The following is a 21,529-nucleotide window of genomic DNA, read 5'->3' as shown; positions in this document are numbered from 1 at the left end:
ATTTTGCTTATGGCCACAGAATGTTACATGCGTTTTCCTAAATGATGTTATATTTGTTTAAAATCAACTTTTCAATTGCATAGGCTACTCCATTTTCATTATTGGATAATGTATGGAACTGAGCCGCTTCTGTTACGACGGATTCAGCATTGCCCATTGCCACTCCACAGCCGGCATACTCAATCATACTTAAATCATTCTCTCCATCCCCGATACAAATGACTTCTTCCCGATTAATAGAAAGTTTCTCAGCCAATTGTTTTACTGCATTCCCTTTACTAACACGTGGATCAAGAATTTCTAAAAAGAACGGAGAACTTTTCACCAGCGTATATTTTTTCCAAACCGATTCAGGTATTTTGGCAATAATTTGATCCAAGCGCTCCGGTTCATCAATAAACATGACTTTCGGAATCATCAGATTCTTCGGTACTTCATCAATCGGCCGATAGTGAAGAGGAATTTGGTTGATATAAGCCTCATGAATGGTGTAACGGTTAATATCGCTATTTGGTGTATAAAGATTTTCAGTATCAAAAAAATGAAGCGGTGAATTGACTTTTAGGCTTAATTCATACAATTCTTTTAAGTCATCATAGGTTAAAGTAATTTGGGATTCTACCTCTTTGGTGTGAGTATTTTGCACAAGGGCACCATTAAATGTGATGACATAGTCATCTTGATCATTTAATTTTAATTCTTTAATGATTGGTTGGACACCCACGATGGGCCTCCCCGTACAGACAACAACCCGCACTCCTTTTGCTCGTGCAGCTTGAATGGCGTCATTTACTTCTTTTGTGATCTCTTTTCGATCATTCATCAGCGTACCATCAATATCTATTGCCACTAATTTATACAATTCTCTTCCTCCTGAATCATGCTGTGAATAAAGCATATTACTTTTAAAACATGAAGGTCAATGATTAAAGCCAGCAGACCCAAAAATAACATAAGCCGCCATTCCTACAACCATTTTAGCAAAAAAGTATCTGGCAACCTAAGCCAAGGATACTTTTAACATATTACCTCTTAAGTCAAGTCAAAATATCCGGCTAAACAAAGACATTTCATTATAATCACAAGAATAAATAAAAAATGTCCCCAATTGTTGCCAACCTAACAATTGGAGACATTTTTTTATTTGCATATGGCCATTTGTGCTAAGTTAGCCCTCAGTCACAGCGGGTAGCTTTACGATAAATGTGGTTCCTTCATTCCATTTGCTTTCTACGTTGATTTCCCCGTTATGGGTTTTGACAATTTGATAGGTGACCATAAGACCAAGTCCTGTCCCTGTTTCTTTTGTCGTGTAAAACGGTTCCCCCAAGTGTCCTAATTGGTCTTCTGTCATTCCCACTCCATTGTCATGTATAGAAACAGAGACCATCCCATCGCACATTTCCACCTTAATCCCAATATTCCCTCCATTAGGCATTCCTTCAATTGCATTCTTTATAAGGTTTAGGAACACTTTTTTTAGTTCCGTACCCACGCCATTTACCATAATCTTCTCCTGAGGGAAGCTTGCCTGGAATAGAATCGATTTTCTAAAGGCTTCTTTTTCTAATAGATTTATGACATTTTTCACAAGTTCCTTAAGATCCACTTTCATAAAATCTAGATGGTAAGGTTTCGCAAGAGTAAGGAACTCGCTCGAAATCACATTGATTCTTTCTAATTCATTCTCCATTATGTTGAGAATCTCCTTATTAGGAACGGTATCCTCGCGAAAAAGTTGGACAAAACCTTTTAAGGACGTTAAGGGGTTTCGGATTTCATGAGCAATTCCAGCCGCAATCTGTGCGACCACATTCATCTTTTCTGCTTGAATCTTCAAATCCTCTGCCCGTTTCCGTTCGGTTACATCCTGAATGATCAGCTGCTTGGCTACTCTTCCTTTAAATATACTCGGAATCAACACCGCTTCCGTATAAATTTCCTTGCCATTAAGGATTTTCCAGTTAAAACGAAACTTGGAATCTTCTACACCGAATTCCTTCAGTCTATTATATTCCTCCATAAACTCCGGGGAGAGCATGTCATAAATACTTCTACCTAGTAATTGCTCTTTCGAGTCGGCTCCAAACAAGGCTAAAGCTGCCCTATTGGCGAAGACCCACTTATCATCTTGTAAGACGACAATTCCATTGGTCGATGATTCGACTAACCTCTGATATTGGTCCTTGGTCTCACGAATCTCTTTCTCGGATTTTTTTCTATTCGAGATGTCCCTGCAAACAGATAATGTGTAGCTTTCTCCTTCAATTTCAAGGAGATGGGTGTTGATTTCGACCGGTACGTGACTTCCATCTTTGCCTATATGAACAGACTCAAATGTTAACGTTTGATTATTTTTTATCATTTTAAGCATTTGGATAAGTTCGTCTTTCTCATGGTAATCGATATCGAAAGGAGTTAAGTTCAAGGCTTCTTCACGTGTATACCCCAGCCTGCTATGGGCCGCTCGGTTCACCTCAATAAAGTTTCCGGCCGTTCCATTATCTTCTATCTTCAGATAATAGATTGCATCTGAAATGCTATTAAAAAGATGTTCAAACTTTATCTCACTTCCATCAAGATGCGTACTAACCGCTTTTGATCCTGTTAGCTGCGACTTTAACTGTTCATTCTCCCTTTTTAATCGTACCATTTCATCAAGCAGATGCTGATTACCCCGATCCACATCGTTCATGATTTTCAAGTTGTTTCACCGACTTCTAATAGTATCCTTTAACTATATTATACATAAATACATTTTTGAACATCATGGAAACAATTACAATATTATTTGAAATGAGAACCGACCTTAGGGCACTCTTAGCTAATTTTTCTTTATCAAAGAGGAATATCCTTTGTGGTATCGAAATAAATAAGCGGTGATTATACTATGAAACAATTAAGCTTACTCCAACAAGTCATCGACTATATAGATGAGCACATTAGGGAAGACTTGAAACCTGAAAATCTCGCAAAAATGGTTGGTTATTCTCCCTATCATTTTTATCGTCTTTTTCAAAAACATATTGGCTATACGCTGATGGATTACGTTTTAAAAAGGAAACTGCAGTTTGCTCTGCATGAGTTGATTAACGGCAAAAAAGTCATAGAAATTGCCATGGATTATGGTTTCGAAACTCACTCTGGGTTTACGAAGGCGTTTAAGAAATGCTTTGGCAGCCCTCCTAGTTTATACAAGCTTCACTGCCCTCTTTCCTTGCCGCAAAAGCCTGATTTATGGAGAATCCATCAAAAGAGTCTGGGCGGCATCGTGATGCAGCCAAAGATTGTGAATCGTCCCTCCTTTTGGGTCGCAGGCAAGACCTTCGACGGCTATATATCAAATATTTCCTATACAAGGGATGAGCCTGCCTATTGGAATGCGCGGGGATTAACAGATGGGGCTGTGGAAACCATGTTATATGAATGCGTAAAGCCCAGAAAACACGGAGAGTATTGCATCAATTTACAAAGCAACGAAACCGATGGAGGTTTTCTTTACTTATTTTCCGTAGAGTTTGAGGAACAAAACGAGCTGCCAGACGAATTAACTAGTTTTCAAATACCAGCTGCCACCTATGCCGTTTTTAAGACGCCTGCCGTCATCCCGGACCAGTTTGTTCCTGCCATTAAAGGGACATGGCAATATATTTTGGAAGACTGGCTCCCGCAATCGTCCTATGAGGTGGATGAAGCCGCCTTTGACTTCGAATATTACGATGAAAACTGCCATTACTGGGATTTTGAAAAAATTTATATGGAGATTCATATACCTATAAAGAAAACTCGCCAATTGGCAAGCCATTAGGCAAAGACAGAGAGGTAGTTGCACTTATGCGTTAGGAAAAAGATAGATTGTGACAGGTCACGATCTATCTTTTTTCAATACCAAATAATATAACAGCAATACTGGCGCCAGCAAAAGGGCGCTTATGACAAAGGCGGACTTAACCATGAATGTCGCGGCGACCATCCCCATCACGGGACCGCCGCTGATTTGCCCAATGGCATCCACCTGCCCCTTGACAGAAAAAAGGGTGGCACGTGTTTTCGAATCTTTGATGAGATTATTCAACCAGATATCCATTAGAGGATACATGGCCTCTCTGCTGGTTTGAATGATGAAATAAAAGATGAGCAAACTGAAAACGAAAGTGGAAAATGCAAACCCGACTAGCGAAACGATAATGAGCAAACTGCCGATAAACAGCGAGAGGTATAGATACCTTTGCCTTTGATAAATAGAACTTTCGCTCATATAATGAAGGACCCCAAAGGAAATCAGGACCACCATAAATTTGATTCCTCCCATAAATAGCACCAGTTCTGATTCTGTAAACATCGAAAGATTCCCTGCATCGATGAAATGGGTCATCCAGAGGCGATCAAATCCTTCACTGTAAAATCCAAACAATAACGCAATCAGGAGCAGCATTCTCATGATGAAACTTGCTCTGGCATAATAGATAATTTTTTTTATATTGTTTTTCATGTGATTCCATCCAGATACGCGATCTCCTTTGTTCACTGGCTTAAATTGTTCTTCCCGCATAAAGAAGAATAAGAACAACGACAGCCCTGCCATCGAAAAACCACCGATAATGATTGGTAAGTTCACCATAAAATACCCGGCAACCATACTTAAAGGTATCGCAATGACTTTGCCAAAGTTAGCGGCTTTTGCCCCTTTTAGGTAAGCGGATGCGGCCTTTTCCTCGCCCATTTCATCGGCAATCCAGGCCTGTGTGGCACCACTGGTAAAGGTATAGCCAATCCCCCAAAGAATCTGCGACAGAATAACAGCTGTAAAAAACGGAAAGAGGCCTTCCATTATAAAGCCAACCCCAATTACAAAATAACCAATCATAATTGAGAGTTTCCTGCTTTTTATATCAGCAACCAATCCAGTCGGAATTTCAAACAAAAAGACCGTCAGTTCCAAAACGGTTCCCACCAACACAAGCTGCAGGGGGTCTAACTTGACGATTTGGACATGATAGAGCAAATTGACGGTAAAAACCAAGGTAAACATAAATGCGGACAAACCACAGGTGTAAATATAGACCGTATAAGGGTCCTTCGCTTTCAATAACTTCATCACTCTCTGCCTCCTCTGCTTCATTATAAAAAGGAGGCTGATTGATTTCTGTTCCAAATTTGCGATATTTACAACTTCTCAAAAAATGCATAGGCACTGGGAATCGAGATATTTACACATTTCCCCACTTCTACACATATAGTAATTTAGCTAAAAATGCCTATGGAGGTTACTATGATTATACATGTTGTTAGTGCCGGGGAGACGCTCTGGCAGATTGCCAATCGTCATGCCGTAAGTATCAATTCCATTGTTACCATAAATCAATTGGCAAACGCGAATCAGTTAGTGGTTGGTCAAGCATTAGTGATTCCAAAGCCTGTTACGACTCATGTCGTTAAATACGGGGAGACATTATGGTCGATTGCCCAAAGGTACGGCGTTTCCATTCCTGCGATTGTTCAATCAAGCCAATTAACCAATCCGAATCTTTTATATCCAGGAACTACCCTCTACATTCCCTTAATCACCCATACTGTCCAACCCGGTGAGGCTTTATGGCAAATTGCCAGTCGCTACGGAACCACTGTACAGGCCATCATTAATGAAAACCAAATTGCAAATCCCAATTTAATATCTGCTGGTTTGCAACTGGTCATACCGAGAGCAAAACAAACCATAGAAGTGAACGCCTATACCTATCAACCGAGTGGTGAAGCCGTTCAAACCATTAATGACATTGGTAATTTGCTCACCTACCTTAGTCCATTTGCATATCTCATTGCGGCAGATGGCAGTTTAAGCCCCGTCAAAAATGATGCAGACCTGGTGAAAGCATCTCTTTCCAAAAATGTCGTACCCATGATGTCTGTTACCAACTTCACTTCAACCGCCGCCGGTTCAAATGTAGCGCATACTATTTTGGCCACTCCAGAAATAAGGGAAAAGGTCCTTACCAACATTCTTCAAGTCATGGATACCAAAGGTTATAAAGGAGTTAACATTGATTTTGAAAATGTATTGCCAGCAGACCGCGAGCTATACAACCAGTTCCTGCAGCAGACAGTGAACCGCCTCCATGCAAGAGGATATTTTGTCTCAACGGCGCTGGCACCAAAAGTGGGTGCCACTCAAGCGGGTCTTTTATATGAAGCACACGATTATGAGGCACATGGTAGGATTGCCGATTTTGTGGTGCTGATGACGTATGAATGGGGATACCGGTTAGGTCCGCCACAGGCAATCTCCCCTGTTGACCAAATGAGAAGAGTAGTGGAATACGCGCTGTCCGTTATGCCGGCGGAAAAAATCTTTTTGGGCTTTCAAATTTATGCTCGCGATTGGAAACTTCCACACGTTCAAGGCCAAGAAGCCGAGACCTTCAGCCCGCAGGAAGCCCTTAACCGTGCAGTAAAATATGGCGCCTCCATCCAATATGATACGACAGCCCAATCTCCATTCTTCCGCTATGTAGACGAAAAGGGCCAGGGACATGAGGTTTGGTTTGAAGATGCCCGGAGCGCTCAAGCAAAATTCAATTTGGTCAAAGACTATAACCTGCGCGGCGTCAGTTACTGGGCATTGGGTTATCCGTATCCAGAGAACTGGGCATTATTGAGAGACAATTTTACAATCAAAAAATTGATGTAATAAGTTAGCAAGTGATTTTTTATTTGAAATCGATCTTGTATGGGATACCATAATTTAAAGACAGTTACTTTCTGCCTCCACCGCTCTATTTTTAATAAGGAGGCAGTTTTATTTTTCCCAAAATTTGTGGTGTATCTCCTTGTCAAAAATTATTCCCGCGGCTTTAGAGGAGAAAGCTGATTCCGTGGCGAATTACTTTTTTCAGATAGATACACCTCCATTAACATCCATCCCCAGTACTTTCATTTACCAAATCCCCGAAAGGAAGACCCTCAATGGAAAAAGAATATCTTGATTTAAAGTTGGATTTTATGTTCAAGCAATTATTTGGGCAGAAGAATTGCAAACACATTACACTCGCATTTCTCAATGATTTATTAGGACGAAAAGGAGATGATAGGTTAACTGATTTGCATTTTGAGCATACGGAGAATGTAAAAGACAAATCGGATGAGAGCACAGTCATTTTCGATGCAACGGTTTTTACATCATTAGGAGAACGGATTAACATCGAAATTCAGCTTATCAATCAGCAGAATATGGCTGAACGAACACTTTATTACTGGTCACGAGTGTTTTCCTCCAGCCTGCATTCCGGAGATTCGTATTTAGACCTTCCCCCAACAATCATCATTCCCATTTTAAACTTTCCCTTATTTTCAATCGAAACCGAGCGATTTCATACTGTATTCCATATCAGGGAGGACAAAGAAGGATTTTTATGGTCTGACCTGCTGGAGATTCACTTCATTGATTTAAGTAAGTTCAAGGTACAATGGAAAAAATTCCGCAGAAAACTTAAGGAGGAAAATCATCAGGAATTGCCTTGGCTAATGATGCTTTCAGCTGCAGATGTCCAATGGAAAAAACTAGACGAGGAAATGTTTGCTGAACTGGAGGAACGGGCGACGAATATGGAAGAAGTGAGAGAAGCGTTAATCGAATGGGAAAATCTAAGCTCTAAAAAGAAAAATCAGGTTGAGTATGAAGCACGCTTAAAAGATCTTCGTGATCTTCTGAATAATTATAAAGGCTACCACAGAATGGGGAAAGAAGAAGGAATTGAGGAAGGGATTCATGAAGGAATCCAAATTGGACTCCAAAAGGTAGCAAAGAAAATGTTGGATAAAGGGGACCCAATTTCAGAAATCGTTGAAGTTACAGGATTAACAGAAGGAGAGATACGGAATCTTTAATAAATCGTGGCTGCCACTGCCCGATTAATGTCGAGGGAAATTTGACTAATTACAAGTTATCACGGGTAGTGACAGGCACATGCATATGTTTTCCTAGAACATTGACGGACGTATTGCGTATAGCAAGGCACTTCTCCAGCAAGAATTGTTGTTTTTTCCACATTAGACTACCAGAAGAAGTAATAGCTTATTACCTATTATAAACTACCTTACGCTTTGAAAAAACGCTGGGCCGGTCGTTAATAGCCCTTATTAACGACCGAACTCTCTGAAAAAGTGCGGGTCTGGTCGTTTATACCCCTTATAAGCGACCGTACACTAGGAAAAAACGCTGAGCCCACGGGTAGTGACAGGCACTTGCATTGACTATGGTTGATCAGGACTGTTTACCATAATGGCGGCTACTTGGGTCAATCGGTTATAAAACGCCTGCCCTGCCGGAGTTTGGTCAAGCCCAATTTCTTGAAAGGCTTCCTTCATACAACGCAACCAAGCTATGGCACGTTTTGGGGTTACCTCGTGTGGTATATGCCGGTGCCGCATGGCTGGAGGTCCGAATTCCTGACTATACAAAGCAGGGCCGCCTAAAAATTGGGGTAAAAACATTTTTTGCTTCCGTTTAATCTCTTCCATATCGCCTTGAAATAAAGGAGCTAGGTCTGGATCTGCATATACGCGCGGATAAAATGCCTCTACCAGTTTATCGATTGTCTCCTGTTCACCTATCTCGTGATAAAGCGTCCGTAATGGATATTCCAATTTCTTCACCATCCCAAATGAAAGTTTATAGTTAATTTTGATTATATAGGAGTTGTTAATAGTGTTTAGTGATGTAAATCACGCTTAGATCAATTTCCTACTATAATTGCTGATGTGACCGGGTGAACAGAAGACGAGATAAGAAATCTTTAATAAATCGTGGCTGTCATTGCCCGATTAATGTCGAGGGAATCGGGGCGATGTCTTAACGACAAAACCGAAAGAGATTTTCGAGAGATTGTCGTTAAGAGGCTGTCTTGACGACAAAATTAAAGCAAAGTCATGAGAACTTGTCGTTAATCAGCCCTCTTGTGCCGGAGACTTTGCCTAGACCTTACTAAATCTGTTTTAACAAGTATTCACAAATTTTGCTTGAACTCAGTCTTACCGCCACATAAGGCGGCTGGACTCCTCTGGCGCCTTCAAGTGGTAGTCCTAGCCACAAAACCTTCTCGTCTATCATCACAAACGGAAACGGAAAGCTCTCATCAATCCAGATATCGGCATTGCTCCACTTTTGATTGGAGATGATCGTCAATTTTCGCTTCCCTCTATTCACCAGCTGCTGGTTCCATTCTTCTGATAATTTGGTCCCCTCCGGCAAGGAAATCGTAATCGATGACTTTGCCGAATTCAGGTCTCGAAAAACAGCTTCTAATTTTCGGGCGTGCATCCATCTTACTTTAGGAAGTTGGTTCTGAATCCAAGAACCAATCTCTTTTGTGTTCACCATTTGATTGCTCCGGACCTGATGGTTAACGAGCTGCCGCAGCGTTTTTCCCTGATAAACATGCTTCTCAATAAAATTCCGATTACTGACGTGAAGAAATTTCCCCTTTGTCCTCGTAATGGCTACATTAATCAGACGTTCGCTGTCCTTGCCGGTTAACAGCATGCCTGCCCGGTCTTGCGGGTCACTGTCCACCGTATCAAAAATCATCACATCCCGCTCGCTTCCCTGGAATCGATGGACCGTTGCCGCAATAATATCCCCTTGACGGAGCTCTTTCTCATATATCTCTTCAAGGAGCATTTCCATAAGATTCGCTTGGGCCCGGTAGGGTGTCACGTACCCGATCGATTTCGCCCCACCAAGGTAAGCTTCATGTATCAGTTGAAACGAGAGCAACAGCTGCCATAGATTAAATCTGGAATTGGTCGCTTTATCACTCATACCATGCAAGCCCGTGAAACTCGTATCCACCAGCACAGCAGCCTGGTCTTTAAAAGGAGCCTGGCTTACTATCTTATTTCTGCTTTTGTAGACACTTTCGTGATCTCCGACCAGTGAATGATAGATGTACCGATTGGTAAAGGCAGATATATCTGGATGCATCCTTCGCTGTTCTTTTAATAAAAACAGCTGAGGATGCAGTATTCCCTCATTCAACGAATCCACCACTCCCGCGTGGTGGAATACATCCTCCTTCAGCCATTTGGCCACTAACTCATCCCGGCTCGAAGCAATCGGCGGCAGTTGCTTGAAGTCGCCGCATATGATGACCCGATGACCCAGGGTGGCCGCAAAAGCTGCCTGCGGGACATAGGCCATACTGGCTTCATCCAAGATGACGACATCATAATCCTGCTCGTAAACGGCATTGTCGCTGGCTGCCTTTGCTAGTGTCGTGCCGACAATCAACGCATCTTTTACTAGTTGGACTTCCTTTTTCCGGACCTTTTCCAACAGCCTGGCAATCTGTGTTTCCAGTTCTAGCAGTTGATCCGAATCTCTTTTACTAAAGGACTGGGCTAAGTCCTGCTTTAAGGAATGCCTTTCTTCAAATAGCCTCTCCCGATCCTTGGCAAGGAGCGGATCCTGCTTTTCAATCAGCAGATTGGTAGTTATTTCGTGATGGGCTCCCAGCATTACCCCTCGGTTCCCTCCGTAGCGGAGCACATCTCCTTCGCGGAATCGCTTTTTCTTTTTAATAAATTCAGTCAGTTCATCCATCAACACATCGACCGCTTGATTGCTATGCGAAAGGATCAACACCTTTTTCCCCTGAAAATATTTGTTGGCCGCTGTTCTGGCCAAGGTATAGGTTTTTCCTGTACCCGGCGGCCCCCAGACAAACGTGACGGGATTGTATTTAGAACGCAAAACCAACTCATGGACATTACTCTTAATCTTTTCTATAGGATGCTTGGTTTCCATAGAAGGATTCATTAACCGTTTTACTCTCAGCCGTTTTTGTTTGCTTTTCTTGATGTCATCCAAGCGCTCGATTAATTGTTCAAGCAACTCCCACGGGTCATGAAGCAGATGCGCATCCGGGATGAGGTCGCCAAAGCTTTGCTCTAATGCCAGAATGATTCCCCTGCCCTCAGAGGACAGCACTTTGCCGCTTGTTTTCATTTTGCCCCATTCTAATTTGATAGAAGAACCAACGGGAATTCTTAAAGTGATGGTGGTATCAAAATAATAGCTATAAGGCCCGTCGTTGGATAACAGGCGTCCATTTGTGACGGAATATCGGCTGCCGCCAAACTTTTTTAGGTGATGAATTTCTTGTTGCAGCGCTTGCTGCCACTCTTTAATATAGATTTTGGTAGTTGTCATTGTTTACCCCTTGTCTTTGTTGCTTTTCAGATTGTATCAAAGTTAGCGCTAATTGCAAAAGTGGTTACTTTCGTTACGAAAATGTCTATTTAAGAGTAAAAAAATCAAATATAAAAAAAGTGCCTGTTACCTCCCGAAGCATGCAGATGGAGTCTCGGCAATTCACGGGTGGTAATTGGCACTTACCTAAATATTTAATATTTCTCTAATCTCTTGTTCCGTGATTCTTGACGCTGTTTGTTCTCCTGGTTGAACCACGGTTTCAATGAGTTCCTTTTTGTTTTGCTGCAATTCATACATTTTCTCTTCTATCGTTCCTTGTGCAATGAGTCGGATGACTTGTACCACCTTTTTTTGCCCAATTCGATGGGCCCTTCCTGCTGCTTGCTCCTCAACAGCCGGATTCCACCAAAGATCATATAAAATCACCGTATCCGCACCTGTCAAATTGAGCCCCGTATTCCCCGCTTTTAAGGAAATCAGGAAAATGTCAGCCTCTCCTTGGTTAAAAGAATCTACCATTTGAACCCGTTCTTTTGGAGCTGTTTTTCCGTCCAAGTAGAAGAATTTTAACCCTGCATCCGTAAACTGATCGCGAATTATGGAAAGCATACTGGTAAATTGTGAAAAGATTAGCAGCCGCCTGCCATTGTCAATGGCATTGCTGACAATCTCCATAAGCTGTTGCAGCTTCCCTGATTCGCCTTGATAGTTCTCCAAAAACAAAGAGGGATGGCAGCATAATTGACGAAGTCTGGTTAAGGCCGCCAAGATTTTGATACGGCTCTTTTGAAACCCTTCGCCTTCCAGCGATTCGACGGTGTCCTTTTGGATTTTTTCCAGATAGGCCAAATAGAGCTCTTTTTGCTGCTTCGTCAACTCCGAATAGTTGACCGTTTCTATTTTGTCCGGCAACTCTTTTAATACATCCTTCTTCACCCTGCGCAATAAAAATGGGCGTATCATTTTTGCCACCTTTTCCGGTTCTAGCTGGCGGAATTGCTTCTGTTGAGGAAAGAACCCTGGCAAGACCGTTTGAAAAATCGACCAAAGCTCATCAAGAGAATTCTCGATTGGTGTTCCGCTCAGGGCAAAGCGTGTTTCTGCTTGAATATCTCTTACCGCCTTCGCTGTTTTGGTGGCATAATTTTTAATCGCCTGGGCTTCGTCCAAGATCAACGTACTAAATTCATGTTGCCTATAAAAATCAATATCCTGCCTCAAAGTAGGATAGGATGTAATCCATACATCCGGAAGCCGGTCACTTTGCAGTTTCTCCATCCGCTCTTGCGGCGTCCCAATCATCACTTCCGTTGTCATAGAAGGGGCAAACTTGTTAAATTCATTTCTCCAATTATAGATAAGCGATGCAGGGGCAACAATTAAGGCCGGCTTGGGGTTTTTTTCTGATAAAATAAAGGCAATACTTTGCAGTGTCTTCCCTAGGCCCATATCGTCTGCAAGAATACCGCCAAGCCTGTAATACTTAAGCGTCTTAAGCCACTGAAATCCATAATTCTGATAGTCTCTTAATGTGGCATGCAGCGTATCAGGCAGCTCAAATTCCAACTCTTCGGGGTTTTTCAAACGGTTGAGCAGACGGCGGAACTGTTTTCCATACTTGGCATCCCTGCTTTTTTCCTTATGAACAATTTCATCCAGTTGCAATCCCCTGTATATTGGAAGCTGAATCGTGTCGTTTTGCCATTTGTCCGGTTTCATGTTTAACTCTTGTATCATGTTTTGGATGATTTGGAATTCATCTGATTCCAGCGAAACAAATGCCCCGCTTGAAAGCCTGTAATATTTTTTCTTTTCGACCAAAGATTGCATGATATCCCTGACTTCCTTTTTCTCAATCCCTGCCATATCAAAGCTCACCTCCAGCCAATCACCTGAAGAATCAACATCAATATGGGTAACCGGGGCATGCCTCTCCGGTAATACCAATGACCTCACAGAACTCGTTAAGAATATTTCCGTTAGCTCCTCGAGCTTCGGTAAAATTTCATATAAAAACTCGAATATCTCCGCTTCGCCTTCTACATTCAGAAATTTTCCATCGACCCTTAGTGAGGCAGACTCGAGCACTTCCATGATGGACCGTTCCCTCTCCGCCTCCCTCATTAAAATGGGTCCGCTTTTTTCAAGAGCCATTGGTTCAAATGGATTGATACTACTTTCACCGTAATGGAATTCCAGTGTAGCTTGGAGAAGATCATCCATTCGGTCTACATACAGCTTGGCCTCCAAAGGAAATTTGACAATATTGCTTGAAACGGTTTCTGAAATTTCTAATTGGCCAATTTCTTTCATTTTGGGGACCACTAGGGAGATAAACGGTTCAATCTGGTCACTAGTAATTGGCAACACAGAACTGTTTGACTGGTCCATTAATTTCTTCAGTTGTTTAATGAGCTGTTGTTGTTCATCTGTAATTTTATAGAAGTGATTTTCTATTATAATATATCCATATAAATCTAAGTATTTAACAGTCGCCAGAGCCGTTAAGTCCAGTTTGAAATTACCGGTTATTCCTTTATCTAACTGAAACGAAACAGGCAATTCTGATTGATGGATTTTTATTTCATTAAAGGCTTTACTACCGATTTCCACGCGGACCCCTTTGGTCTCGAGCCCTTTTAGTAAGTCATCGGCTATCATCGGGGGAATCGTCAGAGTGCGTTCATCTGAAGAACCATAGCTTCTGTAAAAACTAGGCTGCAGTTCCTGGTATATCTCCTCATAACTGACCACATCCTGCAAAAGATGAATAATCTCTTGATCTACCTGCAAAAACTCTTGTTCATATGAATCATAGATAAAACTTTTGGTAAATGGATACTGTTCCTGGCTTTTAACCGCCTTAAGAAACTCCTTAATTTTTTTAACCACATAGGTTCTCTTCTGGCCTATTTTCATTTCCAGCGTTAGAAAATTTTTGGATGAATGGTAGGGTTTATAAACTTTCAAAATCCATTCAACCAGTAAGGAGTCCTTGCCGCCCTCCGGCTTCGGTTCCTCATTTGCTGGCGAAATAATAGAAAAGCTTTGAATAAATTGGCTGGTCAGCTGCTTGACATAAATGGCTTGTCGTTCTTCACGTTGTCTTTCTATTTCTAATAGACGCCTTTGTACTGCTTCTTCCTGTCGTTGTTTTCTCTCAGCATAACTTAGCGTATGGTTAGGAGTAGAGTTTTCCTCCGGATTATCGTAAATTTTCAGCAGTACAGCAGCAATATGTTTACAAGGTTCCCCATATTGATGATAAGCAGGACAGTTGCACTCTGGGAGTAACCCTGATTCATCATCCTCAATGGTCACTTGATAGGTTTTTGAACCCTTTACTTTTGCAGTCCAGATATTTTTAACAGGATCATGGTTTACATCTATTACGCGTCCATCTCGAAAGTAACCGAACCCACGACGGTATACGGCATTTGAAAAAATATCTTGAATGTCGGATTTGGTTAAATGCTCAATCATATGGTTACCTCCACTTAAACATAGAAAATATGAATTCTATCCTACTATCTTATCGTAATTAGGCTCTTGTCGCTCTTTTTTTAAATAGGATTGGGCATTCTCTTCATAAGTATTGCCGTTTTTTCTATTTTGCAGAAGTTTATTTTCATGGATTTCTGGTAATAAAAAAGCCGGCTGATTGTTTTACAAATCAGTCGGCAATAAGTTTTTTTCGTATGGTGACAGGTACGTTGTGCAGGCACAATCAAACAGAACTACTTTAATCCAACAAAAACTTCTTCCCCTCCAATCACCATTTTATCCACCTGGTCGGTAGCGGAAAAATAGAGATGACTTAAAATGATACTTCTATTTATTAATGTTTGGTGTTCTTCCATTAATTGTTGAAAGTCTTTTGAACACGATACATAAAGCTCTACTCTTTTATCAACCGGCAAATCCAGCTTTTTGCGAAGGTCTTGAACCCCTCTAATGAAATCACGAACCAATCCTTCTCTTTTTAATTCTTCACTGATATGGATATCAACAATGACAGTGAAATTCCGGTTAGAAGCTTCAGAATAGCCTTGTAAAACCGCCGTTTTCTGTACCACAATATCTTCTTTTCCCAGAGTGACAGCCTCTTGGTTTTCTAATTTCACTTCAAGTGAATCTTCATTTAGGAAATGCTCTATCTCGTTTGCCGCTGCCCGGCTAAGGAGTTGATTCACTTCATTAACCACTTTACCCAATCTCGGGCCGGCTGATTTAAAGTTTAGCTTCAACTTATACTCGATATACTCATTCGAGCTATCCGCCCACTCCACTGCTTTTACGTTCAATTCGTCTTTGATAATCTCTTCAAAAGGGGCAAGTGTCCCTGCCTCATGACCATTGGAGACAATCACCATTTTTGCAAGCGGCTGTTTTGTTTTGATTTGATGCTTATTTCGGACGCTTCTGCCCAACTCCACAATTTCCAAAACAGCCTGCATTTGTTTTTCAAGCTTTTGGTCCATGAACTCTTTCTGTTCTTCCGGATATTCTGCTAGGTGGACACTTTCCCCTGTTAAGGAATAATGGATTTCCTCTGAAATAAAGGGAACAAAAGGAGCCACCAGTTTGGACGTATCCAATAATAATTTTTTTAGTGTATGAAAAGCTGCCTTTTTATCGTCAGACATTCCTTGGCTCCAAAAGCGCTCCCTGTTTCTTCGCACATACCAATTGCTGACCTCTTCAATAAACTGACCAGCCAATCGTGCAGCGTTTGTTACTTGATAATGTTCCATTTCTTTTTTCATTAAAAGGGTCGTCGTCGTTAGCCTTGACAGAATCCAACGGTCCATAAGCGATATTGCCCCATTGTCATGCAGCTCGGGGTTAAATGAATCAATTTCAGCATAAAGGTTGTAAAAATGATAAAGACTTGACAATGTATCAATTAGCTTGGATTTCGCTTCCTGAACATTTCGTTCCGAAAACCTCTTGGCATTCCACGGGGCACTGTCTTCAATCAGCGACCATCTCAGCGCATCCGCACCAAATGACTTTATGAGATCCATTGGATCCAGTGCATTCCCTTTGCTTTTTGACATTTTTTGTCCGTGTTCATCTAAAACATGTCCAGTGGCCAGCACATTTTTATAAGGGGCCTTGCCTGTATAAAGAACTGAAACGGCCAGCAATGAGTAAAACCATCCCCGCGTTTGATCAATCCCTTCGATTACGACATCGGCCGGGAATTGTTTTTTAAACAGTTCTTCATTCTCAAATGGGGTATGGTATTGGGCAAATGGCATGGAACCGCTGTCGAACCAAACATCTATCACTTCAGGAGTCCTATACATGGTTCCCTTACAGGATGGACATGTAAACGTAATTGCATCTACGTATGGTTTATGAAGCTCCATATCGGAGACCTCTGCATTGGCCCTTTCCTTCAGGTCTTTAATGCTCTTTGGTGCCACTTCAGTTTCACAGGAAGAACAAGCCCAGACATTTAAAGGGGTCCCCCAATACCGCTTCCTGCTAATATTCCAATCCACCAAGCTTTCTAAAAAGTTACCAAACCGGCCATTCTTAATGTGGTCTGGATGCCAGTTTACTTTCTGATTTTCGTTTATCAATTCATCTTTTAATGCAGTGGTTTTGATAAACCAGCTTTCGGTTGCATAGTAAAGTAAAGGAGTGTCACAACGCCAGCAATGTGGATAGGAATGTTCATACTTTTCTTTATGGAAAAGCAGTCCTTTTTCATGCAAAAGCTTCACAATCTCTACATCACATTCTTTTACAAGCTTCCCGGCAAGTGGCTTAACTACATCCATATATTTGCCGCTTTCATCCACTACATTGATAAAAGATAACCCGTTTTCCCTTACAACACGATAATCATCTTCCCCATATGCAGGGGCGAGATGGACTATTCCGGTGCCGCTATCATCCGTGACAAAATCGCCTTCTATGATTCGATGGCCATTCTTCACCTCAACGAAATCAAATGGCGGCTGGTAAGTAAGCCCCACCAGCTCTTTTCCTTTTATTTTTCCAAGGATTTTATAAGGTGATTTTATGACCTCATCTACTCTTGCGGAAGATACAACATAGATTTCATCATCCTTTTCCACTCTTACATAGTCAAAGTCTCCATTTACAGCCAGCGCCACATTTGCCGGGAGCGTCCAAGGGGTAGTGGTCCAGCCGAGTACGTATTCATTTTCGTGGATTTTAAATTTCACTGTCGCACTTAAGTCTTTCACCACTTTATAGCCTTGTGCCACTTCATGGGAACTCAAAGAAGTCTGGCAGCTGGGACAATAAGGTGAAACACGGTGCCCTTTATAAAGCCATCCTTTTTCATGAATGGTACCCAGGATATTCCACACAGATTCAATATAGTGATTATCCATTGTCATATATGGATCGTCCATATCCACCCAATAGCCCAATTCTCTTGTAAATTCTCTCCATTGTATCTCATAGGAAAAAACACTTTCCTTACACTTATGAATAAACGCTTCAACACCGTATTCCTCGATTTCCTGCTTGCCTGAAATGCCCAAGGCTTTTTCTACGCCTAATTCGACTGGCAATCCGTGTGTATCCCAACCTGCTTTTCTTACTACATGCTTTCCGTTCATCGTATGGTACCTGGCAATAATGTCTTTAAGAGTCCTTCCTAATGCATGGCCGACATGGGGAAGGCCATTTGCTGTGGGCGGACCTTCATAAAACACAAATGTCTCTTGATCCTTTCGATTTTCCACCGACTTGTGAAAAATGTGGTCTCGCTCCCAATATTCCAATATCCGATTTTCACGCTCTACACTGCTTTCCTTCTGATTGCTAACATCCATGTTAGAACCTCCTTTTTGTAAAAATGAAAATAAAAAACACCCGTCCCTTAGAAAAGGGACGAGTGTATTACCCGCGTTACCACCCAAATACTGTTGAAAAATACAACAGCTCTTTGTCAACGTACCATCATACGTGTTCCTTTTAACGGCGGAAACCCGTCAAGACTTACTCGTACATGTCCAGTTCCGGCGCCTAGGTGCTCGGGACATAAGCCAATCCGTCAAAAAGGTTAAAGAGCAACCTTCTCGCCGGCTCGTCTTATGCCTGTCGCACCTGTGCAAGGCGCCTCCACTTTTCGTATTTTCAGTCTTGCATCTCAGAGATGATTTTTTCCGATAAGGCTTCCTCACTGGCTCCCACCAAACCCAGCTCGCTGTTAGAGTCTTTCCTTACGTACTTGTTCTCTTCATTGATTTTATCATTGAATATTTGGTATATATTAACATTTATTCGTTTCAAAAACAATACCTTTTTCTTATTTTTCCCAAAAAGGCTGAATTTTAAAGCTAGAAAATGAATGACCAAGAATTCTTTGAAAATTTTTAAAAAACCATTGACCCTCACATTAATGTTAGGGTTTATAATTTAATTGACCTCATAAGAAAGGGGGACCCCGATGAAAATTGGTGAGTTATCCAGGCTTACCGGAGTGAGTATCCGGTCACTACGGTACTATGAAGAACAAGGAATCCTAATCCCAACCCGTTTAATTAACGGCTATCGCGAATATAATGAAACCGCAGTGGAACAAGTATCCACCATTAAATTTTATCTAAATTTGGGGCTCACAATAGAACAGATTTCAGGCTTTTTGAATTGTGTTTTAAAAAACAAAGAAGCATTCTGTCATGAAATCCTTCCCATCTATGAAGAAAAGCTGGAGGAGTTAAATCAACAAATCCAGTTACTAAACATGATCCGCTCAAACCTAGTGGAACGGATTGCAGCGATAAAGGAAGAACGTTCCCAACTCGGCGGGCTAAATTAAAAGGAGGTTTTTTAATGGTGAAAGAACTTGACTCCCATAGTTTTGAAAAGGAAATAGAAAAAGGCGTCTCCTTAATTGAGTTTGGAGCACCCAGGTGTGCCCCATGCCGAATCCAAGAACCAATCTTGGAGGAACTGGCTCTTGATTTGGGAGATACCATAAAAATCGCTAAAATAAATGCAGATGAAGAAATGGAACTTGCTGCAAAGTATCATATTCAAGGAATTCCCACACTTGTCTTGTTTAAAGACGGAACTATGATGAATTCTCTACGAGGGCTCCATTATTTAGATGAGATCAAATCAAAATTGAACAGCATCGACTAATCTGATAGATAAATGTTTTTAAAAAAATGCCTGAATCTTTAGGTACAGGACCCAATCTTGATTCAGGCAGCTTTCTTATCAGCAAGGCTTAATCATAGACTATCTGCTCACCGAAATTTGCCACAATGGCGTCCGCTTCGTTCTCAAACTTCTCGACAATGGCTGGGTGGGAGAGTAAAAAAGAAACAATCTTAACCGAATTTTATTATTTTATGACTTTTGTAAAAACAACACCAGTTCCGTACGATTGTTGAGCTCGAGCTTATCAAGAATTCGGGAAATATAATTTTTGACTGTCCCTTCCGTTAAAAACAACGCACTCCCGATTTGTTTATTACTTTTTCCTTGCATGATCAATTCCACGACTTCAATTTCCCTTGGTGTCAGCTTATTACCCAATTGTTCCTTGACCCTATTTTCCTTGCTTGCTGCCTGTTCCATGGAATACAGGACTTTGGAAATTTTCGAGCTGACCTGAGAATTAAGCAGCATACCACCCTCACATGCCGCCTGGATTGCTTTGATAATTTCCTTGGAATTGGAGTCCTTGAGAACATAGCCATCCGCGCCAAATTTAAGTCCGTTGAATATATACTCATCTTCATTAAAGGTGGTCAGAATGATGACTTTCAAACCCGGATAAGTTTCCTTCACGATTTTTAACGTTTCTATGCCGTCCATCACCGGCATCCGAATATCCATCAGAATAATTTCAGGCAGTTTATTCTGCAATAAAGCAAGCAATTCCTCCCCGTTCGATGCTTCCCCTACTATTTCAATTTCTTCATGCAGGCTCAAAATCATTTTTAAGCCTTCCCTAACCATTTCCTGGTCATCGACAATCATGATCTCCGTCATTTACATCCTCTCCAACCTTGTCGCATTTGTGATCTATCAGGCAGGTATTTCAGCAGACATAATAAATCCTCGTCCATTTTCTGAGGAGAAACTCACTGTCCCATTCAGCAAACTAATGCGTTCTTCAATCCCTTGCAGGCCATTGGATTTCTTGATTTGGCCACAGCCTGTGCCATTGTCTTCTACCATCACTCTGATGCTTTCGCCGCTTTTGGCGATGTCGATGAGGAACTGCTGGGCTTTTCCGTGCTTTAAACCATTGGTCACTGCTTCACGCACCGAATTATAAATACAATTTTTCATATCCTGACTGCCAGCCTCTACCTCTTGGTCAAAATTCAGGGTAAACTTTAGTTTTCCTGAGGTTTCTAAGCTTTCTATCATATCATTCAGTAATTCCCCTAGCTCAATTTGGCTGCTTGCTGATTGATCTTTTAAAACGGCTACAGCCTTCCTGAGTTCATAAATCGATTTTTGCGAAAAAGTGTGGGCTTTCGAAATGGCCTCCCCTGCTTTCTGCGGATTAGCCTCCATTATATTTTCGGCAAACTCTAAATGCATGCGCAATGCAATCAGGGAATGCCCAATGGAGTCGTGCATTTCCTGAGCGATTCTCGTTCTTTCCTTTACAATCGTAATTTCTTTCAGCTTGGCATGCGCCTCCACCAACTCAGCATTTAACAGCTGCCCTTTTTCTCTCTCCAAACTGACGGCCCGAAACAAATAGACCAGCATGAACATGGCAATGTAAGAGATTAATGAGGTTTGAATATCTGCCTTCGCCGCTTCCATTCCCGCCAAATACACCAAAACATGAAGTGCCACAATGCCGCTCGGGACCGATTGGCCGGACAGGAACATCTCTGCAAGGGGAAAAACATAATAAACACTCGTTGCAGCACTATCAAGCACCACCATATAAATACCAAGCACGGCAATATTCACTACCATTGAGACCGTGTACAGAATTCGATTGCGATCAATTAAGCGATAGTGGCCTCTGATAAAATCATTCCCTTGGATCAGCAAAATACCTGTAATCCATACCGCTTTCATTTCTCCTGAAAGGCTATCCCGTGTCACGATATCATAAAGAATAGATAAGATAAGCACCGCTTTGAAGGCCCAAAGCATCTTTCCAGACTTCCGGTTAAGCATCCTCTCTCCTCCCAAACCCTATATAAGCCTATTATACTATTTCATTTAGATGAAAGAACATAACCCATTGTCACCTCAAAATAATGACTAAAGTCATATAGCAATTACTTACGGAGGTTACTATTTAGGGGACCGCCAGCAACCTATAATCAAGGTGTGAAGACGAAA

At 41.5% G+C, this 21,529-nt stretch carries 14 protein-coding genes and 1 other annotated feature; of the genes, 5 read left to right on the top strand and 9 right to left on the bottom strand.

From position 1 onward, the window contains the following. Positions 1–37: 37 nt before the first annotated feature. On the bottom strand, positions 38–862 hold the full coding sequence (gene yidA / locus ACY8D0_RS23525) for a sugar-phosphatase (protein WP_462412875.1): 825 nt from the start codon (positions 860–862) through the stop codon (positions 38–40). A 306-nt stretch (positions 863–1,168) separates the two neighbouring features. Further along, positions 1,169–2,695, bottom strand: coding sequence for a PAS domain S-box protein (locus ACY8D0_RS23520; protein ID WP_462413162.1), 1,527 nt, complete (start codon positions 2,693–2,695; stop codon positions 1,169–1,171). Between the two features lie 195 nt (positions 2,696–2,890). Here ACY8D0_RS23520 and ACY8D0_RS23515 point away from each other — a divergent pair, with 195 nt between their 5' ends. Next, a complete protein-coding gene (locus ACY8D0_RS23515) occupies positions 2,891–3,808 on the top strand; it encodes an AraC family transcriptional regulator (RefSeq protein WP_462412874.1) in 918 nt (305 codons plus the stop codon). A 57-nt stretch (positions 3,809–3,865) separates the two neighbouring features. Here the strand turns inward: ACY8D0_RS23515 and ACY8D0_RS23510 are convergent, their stop codons facing one another. Beyond that, complete coding sequence (locus ACY8D0_RS23510) at positions 3,866–5,098, bottom strand: MFS transporter (protein ID WP_462412873.1); 1,233 nt, start codon at positions 5,096–5,098, stop codon at positions 3,866–3,868. 174 nt (positions 5,099–5,272) lie between these two features. On the opposite strand from ACY8D0_RS23510, the gene ACY8D0_RS23505 reads away from it, so the two are divergent. Beyond that, positions 5,273–6,688 (top strand): glycoside hydrolase family 18 protein, encoded by a 1,416-nt coding sequence (locus tag ACY8D0_RS23505; RefSeq protein WP_462412872.1) that lies wholly within the window; start codon positions 5,273–5,275, stop codon positions 6,686–6,688. Between the two features lie 275 nt (positions 6,689–6,963). Further along, positions 6,964–7,884: an Rpn family recombination-promoting nuclease/putative transposase gene (locus ACY8D0_RS23500; RefSeq protein WP_462412871.1), complete on the top strand. Its 921-nt coding sequence runs from the start codon at positions 6,964–6,966 to the stop codon at positions 7,882–7,884. A 366-nt stretch (positions 7,885–8,250) separates the two neighbouring features. Here the strand turns inward: ACY8D0_RS23500 and ACY8D0_RS23495 are convergent, their stop codons facing one another. From ACY8D0_RS23495 to ileS, 4 genes are all read right to left on the bottom strand, one after another. Beyond that, positions 8,251–8,655, bottom strand: coding sequence for a globin domain-containing protein (locus tag ACY8D0_RS23495; protein ID WP_462412870.1), 405 nt, complete (start codon positions 8,653–8,655; stop codon positions 8,251–8,253). Positions 8,656–8,980: 325 nt separating this feature from the next. Continuing rightward, a complete protein-coding gene (locus ACY8D0_RS23490; protein ID WP_462412869.1) occupies positions 8,981–11,206 on the bottom strand; it encodes a DEAD/DEAH box helicase in 2,226 nt (741 codons plus the stop codon). Between the two features lie 186 nt (positions 11,207–11,392). Beyond that, positions 11,393–14,692 (bottom strand): DEAD/DEAH box helicase, encoded by a 3,300-nt coding sequence (locus tag ACY8D0_RS23485; protein ID WP_462412868.1) that lies wholly within the window; start codon positions 14,690–14,692, stop codon positions 11,393–11,395. A 254-nt stretch (positions 14,693–14,946) separates the two neighbouring features. Then, on the bottom strand, positions 14,947–18,030 hold the full coding sequence (gene ileS, locus ACY8D0_RS23480) for an isoleucine--tRNA ligase (protein ID WP_462412867.1): 3,084 nt from the start codon (positions 18,028–18,030) through the stop codon (positions 14,947–14,949). 51 nt (positions 18,031–18,081) lie between these two features. Beyond that, positions 18,082–18,450, bottom strand: a binding site (T-box leader). 197 nt (positions 18,451–18,647) lie between these two features. On the opposite strand from ileS, the gene ACY8D0_RS23475 reads away from it, so the two are divergent. Further along, positions 18,648–19,019 (top strand): MerR family transcriptional regulator, encoded by a 372-nt coding sequence (locus ACY8D0_RS23475; protein WP_462412866.1) that lies wholly within the window; start codon positions 18,648–18,650, stop codon positions 19,017–19,019. A gap of 14 nt (positions 19,020–19,033) precedes the next feature. Further along, the gene (locus ACY8D0_RS23470; protein WP_462412865.1) at positions 19,034–19,345 is read left to right on the top strand and encodes a thioredoxin family protein; all 312 of its coding nucleotides are present in this window, start codon (positions 19,034–19,036) and stop codon (positions 19,343–19,345) included. A gap of 210 nt (positions 19,346–19,555) precedes the next feature. On the opposite strand, the gene ACY8D0_RS23465 is transcribed toward ACY8D0_RS23470, so the two are convergent. Together ACY8D0_RS23465 and ACY8D0_RS23460 are read right to left on the bottom strand one after the other, a co-directional pair. After that, entirely contained in the window at positions 19,556–20,203 is a 648-nt protein-coding gene (locus ACY8D0_RS23465) for a response regulator transcription factor (RefSeq protein ID WP_462412864.1), read from the bottom strand. A gap of 36 nt (positions 20,204–20,239) precedes the next feature. After that, a complete protein-coding gene (locus ACY8D0_RS23460) occupies positions 20,240–21,361 on the bottom strand; it encodes a sensor histidine kinase (RefSeq protein WP_462412863.1) in 1,122 nt (373 codons plus the stop codon). Positions 21,362–21,529 lie beyond the last annotated feature (168 nt).

This window comes from Neobacillus camarae, from assembly GCF_054950115.1.
Note: the sequence above shows the minus strand (reverse complement) of the source record. Positions and strands in the feature narration are given on the sequence as shown.

Coding starts and splice junctions, on each gene's coding strand:
- ACY8D0_RS23465 (WP_462412864.1), bottom strand. CDS start 20,203: ATGACGGAGATCATGATTGTCGATGACCAGGAAATGGTTAGGGAAGGC.
- ACY8D0_RS23520 (WP_462413162.1), bottom strand. CDS start 2,695: ATGAACGATGTGGATCGGGGTAATCAGCATCTGCTTGATGAAATGGTA.
- ileS (WP_462412867.1), bottom strand. CDS start 18,030: ATGGATGTTAGCAATCAGAAGGAAAGCAGTGTAGAGCGTGAAAATCGG.
- ACY8D0_RS23495 (WP_462412870.1), bottom strand. CDS start 8,655: ATGGTGAAGAAATTGGAATATCCATTACGGACGCTTTATCACGAGATA.
- ACY8D0_RS23460 (WP_462412863.1), bottom strand. CDS start 21,361: ATGCTTAACCGGAAGTCTGGAAAGATGCTTTGGGCCTTCAAAGCGGTG.
- ACY8D0_RS23475 (WP_462412866.1), top strand. CDS start 18,648: ATGAAAATTGGTGAGTTATCCAGGCTTACCGGAGTGAGTATCCGGTCA.
- ACY8D0_RS23500 (WP_462412871.1), top strand. CDS start 6,964: ATGGAAAAAGAATATCTTGATTTAAAGTTGGATTTTATGTTCAAGCAA.
- ACY8D0_RS23485 (WP_462412868.1), bottom strand. CDS start 14,692: ATGATTGAGCATTTAACCAAATCCGACATTCAAGATATTTTTTCAAAT.
- ACY8D0_RS23505 (WP_462412872.1), top strand. CDS start 5,273: ATGATTATACATGTTGTTAGTGCCGGGGAGACGCTCTGGCAGATTGCC.
- ACY8D0_RS23515 (WP_462412874.1), top strand. CDS start 2,891: ATGAAACAATTAAGCTTACTCCAACAAGTCATCGACTATATAGATGAG.
- ACY8D0_RS23510 (WP_462412873.1), bottom strand. CDS start 5,098: ATGAAGTTATTGAAAGCGAAGGACCCTTATACGGTCTATATTTACACC.
- ACY8D0_RS23490 (WP_462412869.1), bottom strand. CDS start 11,206: ATGACAACTACCAAAATCTATATTAAAGAGTGGCAGCAAGCGCTGCAA.
- ACY8D0_RS23470 (WP_462412865.1), top strand. CDS start 19,034: ATGGTGAAAGAACTTGACTCCCATAGTTTTGAAAAGGAAATAGAAAAA.